General features: G+C 72.0%; 8 protein-coding genes. 3 read left to right on the forward strand and 5 right to left on the reverse strand.

The features are described from left to right. Together FL311_RS36680 and FL311_RS36685 are read right to left on the reverse strand one after the other, a co-directional pair. The coding region (locus FL311_RS36680) for an RCC1 domain-containing protein (RefSeq protein ID WP_368668607.1) at positions 1–899 on the reverse strand (899 nt) is incomplete at its 3' end. A 141-nt stretch (positions 900–1,040) separates the two neighbouring features. Continuing rightward, positions 1,041–1,622, reverse strand: a complete 582-nt coding sequence (locus FL311_RS36685) for a hypothetical protein (RefSeq protein ID WP_141332334.1) — start codon at positions 1,620–1,622, stop codon at positions 1,041–1,043. A gap of 321 nt (positions 1,623–1,943) precedes the next feature. On the opposite strand from FL311_RS36685, the gene FL311_RS36690 reads away from it, so the two are divergent. The 3 genes from FL311_RS36690 to FL311_RS36700 all read left to right on the forward strand — a co-directional run bounded on the left by FL311_RS36690 (position 1,944) and on the right by FL311_RS36700 (position 4,767). Next, a complete protein-coding gene (locus FL311_RS36690) occupies positions 1,944–3,053 on the forward strand; it encodes a kelch motif-containing protein (RefSeq protein WP_141332335.1) in 1,110 nt (369 codons plus the stop codon). Positions 3,054–3,093: 40 nt separating this feature from the next. Further along, positions 3,094–3,903, forward strand: coding sequence for an SAM-dependent methyltransferase (locus FL311_RS36695; protein WP_141332336.1), 810 nt, complete (start codon positions 3,094–3,096; stop codon positions 3,901–3,903). A 153-nt stretch (positions 3,904–4,056) separates the two neighbouring features. Then, positions 4,057–4,767: a hypothetical protein gene (locus FL311_RS36700; protein WP_141332337.1), complete on the forward strand. Its 711-nt coding sequence runs from the start codon at positions 4,057–4,059 to the stop codon at positions 4,765–4,767. A gap of 36 nt (positions 4,768–4,803) precedes the next feature. Here FL311_RS36700 and FL311_RS36705 read toward each other — a convergent pair whose 3' ends face one another. From FL311_RS36705 to FL311_RS36715, 3 genes are all read right to left on the reverse strand, one after another. After that, positions 4,804–6,258, reverse strand: a complete 1,455-nt coding sequence (locus FL311_RS36705) for a hypothetical protein (protein ID WP_141332338.1) — start codon at positions 6,256–6,258, stop codon at positions 4,804–4,806. Between the two features lie 214 nt (positions 6,259–6,472). Then, a complete protein-coding gene (locus FL311_RS36710) occupies positions 6,473–8,284 on the reverse strand; it encodes a DUF4215 domain-containing protein (RefSeq protein WP_141332339.1) in 1,812 nt (603 codons plus the stop codon). Between the two features lie 205 nt (positions 8,285–8,489). Next, positions 8,490–9,950 (reverse strand): M20 family peptidase, encoded by a 1,461-nt coding sequence (locus tag FL311_RS36715; protein ID WP_141332340.1) that lies wholly within the window; start codon positions 9,948–9,950, stop codon positions 8,490–8,492. Between the last annotated feature and the right edge of the window lie 273 nt (positions 9,951–10,223).

Consider the following 10,223-nt stretch of genomic DNA (forward strand, 5'->3'; position numbering starts at 1 on the left):
ACCGAGTGCTGCCCGCCCCCCACCACCGCGGAGACGCTGGTGAGGCCCGGCACCTGCACCGGCACCAGGCTCGCGGTGGTGTTCCCCAGGCCCAGCTGGCCATCGTCGTTCTTCCCCCAGCCCCACACGGTGCCGTCCGTCTTCAGCACCATCGAATGCGAGCCTCCACCCGACAGCCCGGACACCATGCCCGTCATGCTCGCCAGCGCGCCCGGGAGCGAGCGGGGCGTCTGGTTGCCCGTGCCGAGCTGCCCGTCGGCGTTGCCACCCCACGTCCACAGCCGCCCATCCGCCGTCAGCGCCAGCGAGTGCACGTTGCCCGCGGCGATGGCCACCGCGCCCGGCAGCCCCTGCACCTGCACGGGCGACAGCTTGCGCACCGTCGTTCCATCGCCGAGCTGCCCCGTCGCGTTGAGCCCCCACGCCCACACGGTGCCGTCCGACTTGAGCACCATCGAGTGGGTGAAGCCGGCGGCGATGGCCACCACGTTCGTCAGGTTCGGGATTCGCGCGGGCACCGGGCGCGACGTCGTCGTCCCATCGCCCAGCTGGCCGTTGTTGTTCCAGCCCCAGGACCACACCGTCCCGTCCACGCCCAGCGCGAGCGAGTGCTGCTCCCCCACGCCAATGGCGCGGATGCTCGACAGGCGCCAGACGCGCGAGGGCATCGGGTTGGGGCGGGTCGAGTTGTTGCCGAGCTGGCCGAAGGTGTTGCCACCCCATGCCCACACGGTGCCGTCCGTCCTCAACACCAGCGTGTGATGCCGTCCCGCCAGCACCGAGCCCTGCCGGGAGGCCCCCTCCCTGGCGCGCACGGTGCCCAGCTCGCCGGTGAAGGACGACGCCCCGGGCTCGACACAGCCCGCCCACCACAACAGGCACAGCAGGAATCCAGACACACGCCTCGCGACACGTTCCATGGGACACCCCCGTTCCAGACTGCCCGACGACGTACTCGCTGCATCCGGGCCCACCGGGGCGCGGAGTTCTCGAGGGAGGGCGCGAAGGACGCCCTCCCGCGTCACGTGCGGCGCGGCGCGCTACCAGACCTTCGCGGGGGAGGCCCGAACCGTCGACGGGCCCGTGCCCAGCTGTCCCTGGGCGCTGTCGCCCCAGGCCCCCACACCTCCCGCGCGCGGCGAGCGCGCATGGTCCGCCGCGAGCGCGCCCACCTGCGTCAGCCTCACCGCCTGCACCGGCGCCCACCGCGACGCCGTCGTGCCGTCGCCCAGCTGGCTGGCGCCGTTGTCTCCCCTGCCCCACACCGTGCCGTCGGCCTTCGTCGCCAGCGAGTGCTGGCCCCCGCCCACCACCGCCGCCACGCCCGTCAGGCCCGGCACCAGCGTGGGCACGAGGCTCGCGGTGGTGTTCCCCAGGCCCAGCTGGCCCTCCTCGTTCTTGCCCCACGCCCACACCGGGCCGTCCGAACGCATCGCCAGCGTGTGATGCCGCCCCGCCAGCACCGTCCGCTGTCGGGCACTCCCTTCCACCGCCTGGGCACCGCCGCCCAGGCGCCCCTCCACGCTCGCGGCCCCCCGCTCCGAGCAGGCGCCCAGGAGCGCCACGCACAGCAAGGCGCACCCCGCCAGCAGCCCCGACACACCTCTCCCGATGTGTTGCATGACTCCCCCCTTTTCCAGACGACGTCTCACGCAATGCCTGTCATGGGCCCCGTCCCGAGACGGACGTGCCCCGCCAGGACAAGACGGCCTCGGCGGAATCTCGTGGCGCACGGCGCATGTTTCCCCCCCGGAGCGATGCGGGCCCCAGAGAATCACCAGACACGCATGCGGAACAAGCCATTGCCCAGGACACCCTCGTCCCGGCCGCCCTCCCAGGTTGTCATTCCCAGAGCCAGCCCCCCGGACGGCGACTGTCTCCAGGTCACCGTGGACCTCCCCGGTGGCAGGCGCGGCGCGGCGCGGACGGCGTACGATGGCGCCATGACTGGCGGCCCTCCGTCCACGGCGACTCGACGTGTTCCCGCCCCGGGGCTCTGGCTGGAGGGCTTTGGCCTGACGCCCGTGGCCGGCGGCGCGCTGCTCACCGGCGGACAGGGCTGGCACGCCGAGGGGGGCGGCTCCACGCCCAGGACCTCCGCCAGCGCCTTCCTCTGGGACACCCTCCGTCAGGAATGGCGGGAGGCCGCGCCCCTGCCGGAGCCCCGGCATGACCACGCGGCGGTGGCGCTCCCGGACGGGCGCGTGCTGCTCGTGGGCGGCCGCGACAATGCCCACCCGGACCTGGCCAGCACCGTGTTCTGGGAGCCGGACGCGCTGCGCTTCGTCCCCGGCCCTCCCATGCGGGCTTCACGCTCGCACCCCGTCGCGCTGCTGCTCGAGGACGGGGCGGTGCTGGTGCTGGGCTCGGACCACGACCATGACCTCGAGAGGGGCACGCGCGCGGAGCTGCTGCGGCCCGGCGCCTCGGACTGGGAGCCCGCGGGCCAGACGGTCCGCCTCTTCCACGTCGGCCCGGTCTGCGTGAGCCTGGGCCGCGTCGTCATCGCCGGGGGACGCGACAACGGCTTCGGCTTCGCCATCATCGAGGGACAGCACCTGGCCCCGCCGCTCGACATGAGCACCGAGGTCTACGAGCCCGCCACGCGCACGTGGAGGACCGCGCCCCATCCGCTCACCGCGTCGCGCGACGACGCGGCCGGCGTCACGCTCGCCGACGGCCGCGTCCTCGTCGTGGGTGGCTGGCACCAGGGCACGCTGCTCACGAGCGCCGAGCTCTTCGACCCCGCCACCGAGCAGTGGAGCGCCATCGCGCCGCTCACCCTGGGCCGCTCCAGCTTCGCGCTCACCGCGCTGCCGGACGGACGCGCCGCCGTGTCCGGAGGCCTGGAGTCGACGACGTACGGCGCCACCCCCGACGTGGAGCTCTGGAACCCGGCCACGGGCCTGTGGAGCCCGGGGACACCGCTGGCCCTCGGCCGCGCGGGCCACCGCGTCGCCCCCCTGGGCGATGGCGCATACCTGGTGGTGGGCACCACCCGCGCCGCACCGGACAGCCCGCCGGAGACGACCTCCGAAGTCTGGCGCCCCTGAGCGCCGCGCAACCCCCTATCCCACGAGGAGCGAGCGACGGATGGACAACCAGGAGCTCTCCCGCATCCCGGGCGTCAACCCCCACGTGCCCGACGCGGCCCGCATCTACGACTACACGCTGGGCGGCACCCACCACTTCGAGGTGGACCGACAGGCCGCCGAGTTCATGTTCTCGCTGGTGCCCTCCACCCGGAAGTGGCTGCGCATGCTCCGAAGCTGCCTGCGCACCGCCGCGCTGCGCCTGTCCGCGGACGGCTTCGACCACTGGGTGGACTTCGCTTCGGGCCTGCCGACGGGCGACCACATCCACTCGGTGCTGCCCGACGCCAAGGTGCTCTACACCGACATCAACCCGCTCACCATCGCCACCGGCAAGCACCTGCTCGGCGACAATCCGCGCACGCGCTACATGGAATGCGACATCCGCTCCGCGGGCGACTTCCTGCGGCGGCCCGACGTGCGCGCGTTCCTGGACGGCGAGCGGCGCGTGGCCTTCGGCGCCAATGGCATCACCGTGTTCCTCTCCTCGGAGGAGAACCGGAGGTTCTTCAAGGATTTGTATGACTGGGCCGCGCCCGGCTCGAAGCTCTTCGCCACCTTCGAGACGAAGGCGCCCGGGCTGAGCACGCCGAAGTGGGAGCAGTTCGTCGGCATGTTCCAGAAGATGGGCGAGTCCTTCCAGCTCTACTCGCTGCGCGAGTATCTGGACCTGTGCGGCCCCTGGTCTCCCGGGCCCGGCGGGGTGATGACGGTGCGGGAGTTCCTGGGCCTGCCCGTGGGCCACATCACCGAGGAGGACCGCGAGGGCGTGGGCATCGAGTTCTACGCCGTCATCCTCGAGAAGCACTGAGCAGGCGGCCACACGAGCCGCCCTCCTCCACGCCCGTCCCCCGAGCGGGCGCGTCAAGGCCCGCGTCGGGTGTCGCACCATGCCTCCTGCCTCGCCGTCGTCGAGTGCCTACCGTGTCGAGCAAGCGACGATACGCACGGTCAGGAGGAATTCATGTTCCAGTCGACGAGGAAGCATCGGGTTCTGGCGGGAGTGGTGTTGGGGACGGCGCTGGTGCTCGGCGGGTGCAGCTCATCCCAATCCGCGAAGAAGCAGGTGGACGAGTCCTGGCTGGCGCGCGTCCCCGAAAGCCAGCTCGGCGACGTCCGCAACGCCCAGGCCGAGCGCCGCAAGGCCCAGGACGAGGTCACCCGCGCCGAGGTGGCGGTGAAGGACGCCGAGCGCGCGGTGGAGGTCTCCCGGCGCAACGAGGAGGCGGCCAAGCTCTCCCACGAGGCGAACCAGACGGCGCTCGAGGCCGCCCGCGCCACCGGTCAGCAAGCCAACATCACCCAGGCCCAGAAGGACCTGAGGACCACCGAGGCGAAGTACCAGGCGGCCCGCGCCCAGACGGCCTGGCGCCAGCGCGCCGTGGAGACGCAGAAGGCCCGCAAGGACTTGCGCCAGGCGGAGCTGGAGCTGTCCGAGGCCCAGCTGCGCCAGGCGGAGCTGCAGGCGCTGAAGAACAGCGATGACGTGCGCGCCAAGGAGATGTCCGACGCCGAGTTCACCCGCGCGGTGGCCGACGCCCAGCGCAAGACGGAGGAGGCCCAGCGCCAGGTGGACGTGCGCCTGGGCGAGGAGCGCCAGGCCCGCGCCGACTTCGAGAAGGCCCGCGGCTCCTCGCAGGGCTACGGCGGCAGCGGCATGAACGACGACGAGTGAGTGGCGCCCGGATTCCAGGCCCGCGTCTTCCGGCGGCTACTTCGGCGGCCGGAAGACGTACTGGAAGATGGGCTCGTCCTTCGCGGGCGGGTACTGCGCGTCCAGGAAGGCGAAGTAGGCGTGGCCGGCGACGAGCGGGTCCTCCAGGCTGTCGTAGAGGACCTTCACCTGCGTGGCCTTGCCCGTCTCGTCCACCTGCACCTGGAGCTTCAGGTTGCCCTTGAGCTCCGGTGACTCCTTGAGCCGCTCCATGTAGATGGCGACCAGGCCCAGGGACACGCGGGCGTAGATTCTATCCGGCACCCCCTTGGCGGGCGTCGCGGGCAGCCGGAAGCGCCGCACCAGCTCGGCCGTCTCCGCCTCGGCCTCGGGCACCTTGCGCTCCGGCGCGGCGAGCGCGGCGCGGTAGGACACCAGGGCCTCCCGCCAGCGCTCCTGCTTGAGACACAGCCGCGCGCGGCGCACGTGGAGGTCCGAGCGCGCCGGCGCCCGCTCCGAGGCGCTCACCAGGAAGGCCTCGCTCGCGGCCGCATCCCCTCGCGCCCCGGCCAGCTCGGACAGCCGCAGCAGGGGCTCGGGGTCCTTGAGCTCCACCTCGATGAGCCGCGCGAGCGCCTTCTCCTCGTCCGCCGCGCGCCCCAGCTCCGCGTACACCCGCGCGCGCAGCGCCAGGGGCGCCACGTCCGCGCCGCCCAGCTCCACGTAGCGCTCCAGCGAGCGCGCGGCCTTGTCCTTCTCCGACGCGGACAGCCACAGCTCCGCCTGGAGCCGATGCGCCTCGCGGTCCGCGGGCTTGAGCGCGACCAGCTTCTCGCCCGCCGTCGCGGCGGCGCGCACGTCCTTGGCCGCCTGGGCCAGCGAGGCGAGCTTGCGCAGGGCCTCGGGCTGCTCCGGCCACGCCTCCACCGAGCGCGTCAGCTCCGCGCGGGCCTCGGCCTCGCGCCCCGGGCTCGCGGCCAGCAGCAACCCCAGCGCCGTGCGGGCCTGGGGCGCGTCCAGCCTGGAGAGCGACTCGCGCAGCCGCGCCTCGGCCTGGGCGGGCTTGCCCTCCGCCTGGAGCAGCAGCCCCTCACCCCACAGGGCGGGCGCGAAGTCGGGGGACACGCGCCGGGCGGCGGCCAGCGGCGCGCGCGCCTCCGACAAGAGCCCCCAGCGGATGTAGATGAGCCCCATGCCCAGGTGCGGCCAGGGGTTCTCCGGCTCCAGCGAGGACAGGGCCTTGAGCTCGTTCCAGCTGGTGTCCGCGGGGAACGCGAGCCAGGCGCGGTACACGCGCGGCATCACGCTCCTGGGCTGGGCGCGCGTCAGCTCCTCGAATTCGCTGTCGAGCACGCGCAGCGTCCCACGCACCCGCGCCGTCTCCACCCGCCGCAGCACGCCCATCACCTCGTCGGCGGGAGGCGGCGTGCTCCGCGCGCTCGCGGCCCCGGCCGGGACGGCCAGCACCAGCGACAGCAGCAGCGACAGACGGAGGAGGACGGAGGGCGCCATGAAGTCGGGCGCGAAGATACCAGACGGCCTCGCGTGAGCATCCCACTTGGGAGCGCGGGCCTGCCTGCTTCCCCACCGGGCGGCGCGGTCATCCCGGCCCCAGGGCCACGGGACGACTCGCACCCGCCGACGGGGACCTCGCGGGAAATCCTCCCGCGAGGCGGTGAGCCGCTCCGGGCACTCGAGCCCGGAGCGGCCCGTCACATCGGACGACTCAGCCGATCTCCGACTTGCACGTGGCGCTGCAGCCGTCGCCGCTGGTGGTGTTGCCGTCGTCGCACTCCTCGTTGGCCGGAGGCGCCGTCTGCGGGATGCCGTCGCCGCAGCGCGGGCCCCAGACGCAGCCGGGCGCGCACTTGCCGTAGCCACCGGCGTTGACGAAGTCGTCGCACTCCTCGCCCTCGTCCACCTCGCCGTTGCCGCACGTGGCGTTGCACACCGTGCGACGGGTCTCGAAGTTGTTGAGCGTCAGCCGGTACGACGAGCCGGAGGTGTGGCGCTCGGCCTGGAACACCACGACCTCGTAGATGCCGCCCACCGTCAGGCCCAGGGCCGCGGCCTGCTGCGACACCGTGACGGTGCCGTTCTCCGGACCGTGGACGCCGCCCAGGTCCAGCGCGAGCTTGCCGTTGATGAAGACCCACACGTCGTCGTCACCGCGGAACAGCAGCACCTCGGTGCCCTTGTACTGGAACCAGTACCGGACCTCGCTCGTGAAGCTGAAGTTGTGCTGCTGGGAGGGCTGTCCGTTGTCGCCGCGCAGCGGCTCCTTGCCCGCGGCCACCCAGCTGTCCGGGTGGTTCGTCAGCGGGAAGAACCGGTCGCTGTCGAACACGTACGAGCCATTGGCGGCCTGGCGGTTGAGCTTGAGCGTCCCGACGATGGTCTTGTTGATGTTCGCGTGGTCCGTGTACCACTGGTGGAAGGCGGTCGCGCCGTGGGTGGTGGCGGACGACTGCCCCGTCTTGGCGTACTCCGGCTTGCCACCCGGGAACGTCTTGCCCGGGATGCCCTCCAGCGTCGTGGCCAGCTGCGCCTTCACGATGCCGCGCTCGCCGGCGTTCCCGTTCTCGAAGTCGATGTGACCGCGCGGCAGCGCGCCATCCGCCGGCAGGTCATACCCGCGGAAGTCGCGGAAGACGGCGGACAGGTCGAGCGAGGCCGGGGGATCCGTCTGGACCACCTGGCACACGTAGCCCGTCTCCAGCTTGCACGTGGCCGAGCAGCCATCGCCCGAGCGGGCGTTGCCGTCGTCGCACTCCTCGGAGGTGTCGTTGGGCAGGATGATGCCATCGCCGCACGTCGCCTGGCACACGCCATTGGTGCAGCGCGGCTCGCGCTTGCACGCCGCCGAGCAGCCATCGCCCATGTCCTTGTTGCCGTCGTCGCACTCCTCGGTGCCCTCGACGAGGTTGTCGCCGCAGGTCGTCTTCGAGCAGGCCGCGCCCACCGTCGGGCACTTCCAGCCCTCCTCCAGGCGGCACTCCGCGCTGCAGCCATCACCGTTCGTGGTGTTGCCGTCCTCGCACTCCTCCTCGCCCACCTTGAAGCCGTCGTTGCACTGCGCGGCGTGGCAGCGGCCACCCGCCGACGGGCAGTTCCAGCCCTGCTCCACGGTGCACGTCTCGCTGCAGCCGTCGCCGCTGGACACGTTGCGGTCATCACACTGCTCGCCCGCCTCCACCTTGCCGTTGCCGCACCCGACCACCTTCACGCACGGCTCGCCCGGCGTGTTGCACGCCCAGCCCTCCTCGAGGGTGCACGTGGCCGAGCACCCGTCGGCGCTCACCTTGTTGCCGTCGTCGCACGTCTCCCCGGACTGGAGGGTGCCGTTGCCGCAGTTCTCGACAGGACACGTGCCGCCGTCACACGGCTGGGTGGGGCCGGCATCCTCATTGCCCCCACCGCCGCCATCCGGCTTGCCATCACCACCACCGCCTCCACATGAGGATGCGATCAACGAGAAGAGAAGAGAGGCGAGTACGAGACCCGCGAGGCGCTTTCCTGCAGAGGGGACGGTCACCATGACCCCCGATGCTGGAAGTGCGCGCGGTGCGTGTCAACGCGGTTGCGATTTCTCACTCCCGCACACCGCGTGAAAATGCAGGAATTGCGCAGATGTGCAGGAAGAGTGGACTGAATCGCCTGATTTCGTATCTCGGACACACATCCGCGTCCATGTGGCGATACAGGCCCCCACCGAGGGGGAGGGCCCATGTCTCAGCCATGTCTCAGCGCGCGGCGTTGCGGAGATACTGCGCGTAGAAGCGCACGGCCTGGGCATGCGCCGTCACGGCGATGCGCTCGTCCTTGCCATGCACGCGCGCCAGGTCCTCGGCGCGCAGGTGCACGGGGAAGAAGCGGAAGACGTTGTCGCTCAGCCCCACGTAGTGGCGGGAGTCGGTGGCGGCGACGTTGAGGTAGGAGGACACCACCACCTCCGGGAACACCTGCCGCAGCGTGCGCTCCAGGTGGCCGAAGGCCTCCGTGTCCGTGCGCGACACGGGGGACGGCTCGCTCTGGAACGCCAGCGTGCCCAGCTCCACGCGCGAGTCATCCACCACCGAGCGCACGTGCTGGAGCACCCCGTCCACGCTGTCGCCGGGCAGGATGCGGAAGTTCACCACCGCGCGGGCGCTGGTGGGCAGCACGTTGTCGCGCACGCCGCCCTGGAACATCGTCACCGCGGTGGTGGTGCGCACCGCGGCGTTGGTGGTGGGCTTCTGGGTGAGCTGGCGCACCACGAGCGGCTCGGTGAGCCACAGGTTGGCGAAGAGCAGCCGCATGCCGAAGGGCATCTCCGGGCCCACGCGCAGGAACAGCTCGCGGCTGCCCCCCTCGAGCCGGGCGGGCATGGGCGAGTCCTCCACCTTCGCCACCGCGCGGGCCAACACCCCCACGGCGCTGCGGGGCGGCGGCATGGACGAGTGCCCACCCTCCCCCTTCACCTTCAGCTCCACGCTGGTGAAGCCCTTCTCGGACGTGCCCACCAGCGCCACCGGGGCGCTCACCCCAGGCACCGTGCCGGACATGATGACGCCGCCCTCGTCGAGCACGGACTCCAGCCGCACGCCCCGCTCCTTCAAGAGCGCCGCGATGACCACCGCGCCCTTCAGGCCCCCCACCTCCTCGTCCCCGCCGAACGCGAACATCACCGTGCGCCGGGGCTTCTCCCCCGCGGCGAGCAGCGCCTCCACCGCCTCCAGCTGCGCCAGCACGCTGCTCTTGTCATCCAGCGCGCCGCGCCCCCACACGAACCCGTCCGCCACCACGCCGGCGAACGGAGGATGCGCCCAGGACGCCTCCGTCCCGGGGGCCACCGGCACCACGTCCAGGTGCCCCACCAGCAGCATGGGTGGAAGCGACGCGTCCGTCCCCGGCCACGTGTAGAGCAGCGAGTGCGCCCCCACCGCCTCGCGCTTCAGCTCCGCGTGCACGCGCGGGAAGTGCTCCGCCAGGTAGGCATGCAGCGCCGCGAAGGCCGCGTCCTCCGCGGGCACCCCCTCCGAGGCCGCCACCGTCTTGAGCCGCAGCGCCCCGGCCAGCCGCGCCGCCGCGGCGTCCGCGTCCACCGTCAGGGGTTCCATCGCCGCCGGCGCCACCTGCCGCGAGGTGAAGGACAACGTCCGCACCACCAGCACCAGGACGAGGACACTGGCCGCGAGGGCCATGGACAGGAGCAGTCGTTTCATGGATGGAAGCGGCCACCGTAGCAAAGGCCGCCCCCGACGACGCGGCCCCGGCCCGCACCTCCCCTCCCGTTTTCCCAGACTCCAAGACCCACGTGGCCGCCTTGTCGTTCGCCAGGCAGATGCAGTACTGCCACATTCTTTCAACGCAGGGATGTCAGACTTCCCCGTATTATCTGTGCCAGTTCGAAGAGGTGCGCAGGTGAAGACTCGACTCGTGACGCAGTGGTGGTGCCTGCTGGTGGCGGGGGTGCTGCTCGGGGGATGCGGAAAGGG

It is taken from the genome of Myxococcus sp. AB025B (assembly GCF_006518215.1).
Taxonomy (GTDB): domain Bacteria; phylum Myxococcota; class Myxococcia; order Myxococcales; family Myxococcaceae; genus Myxococcus; species Myxococcus fulvus.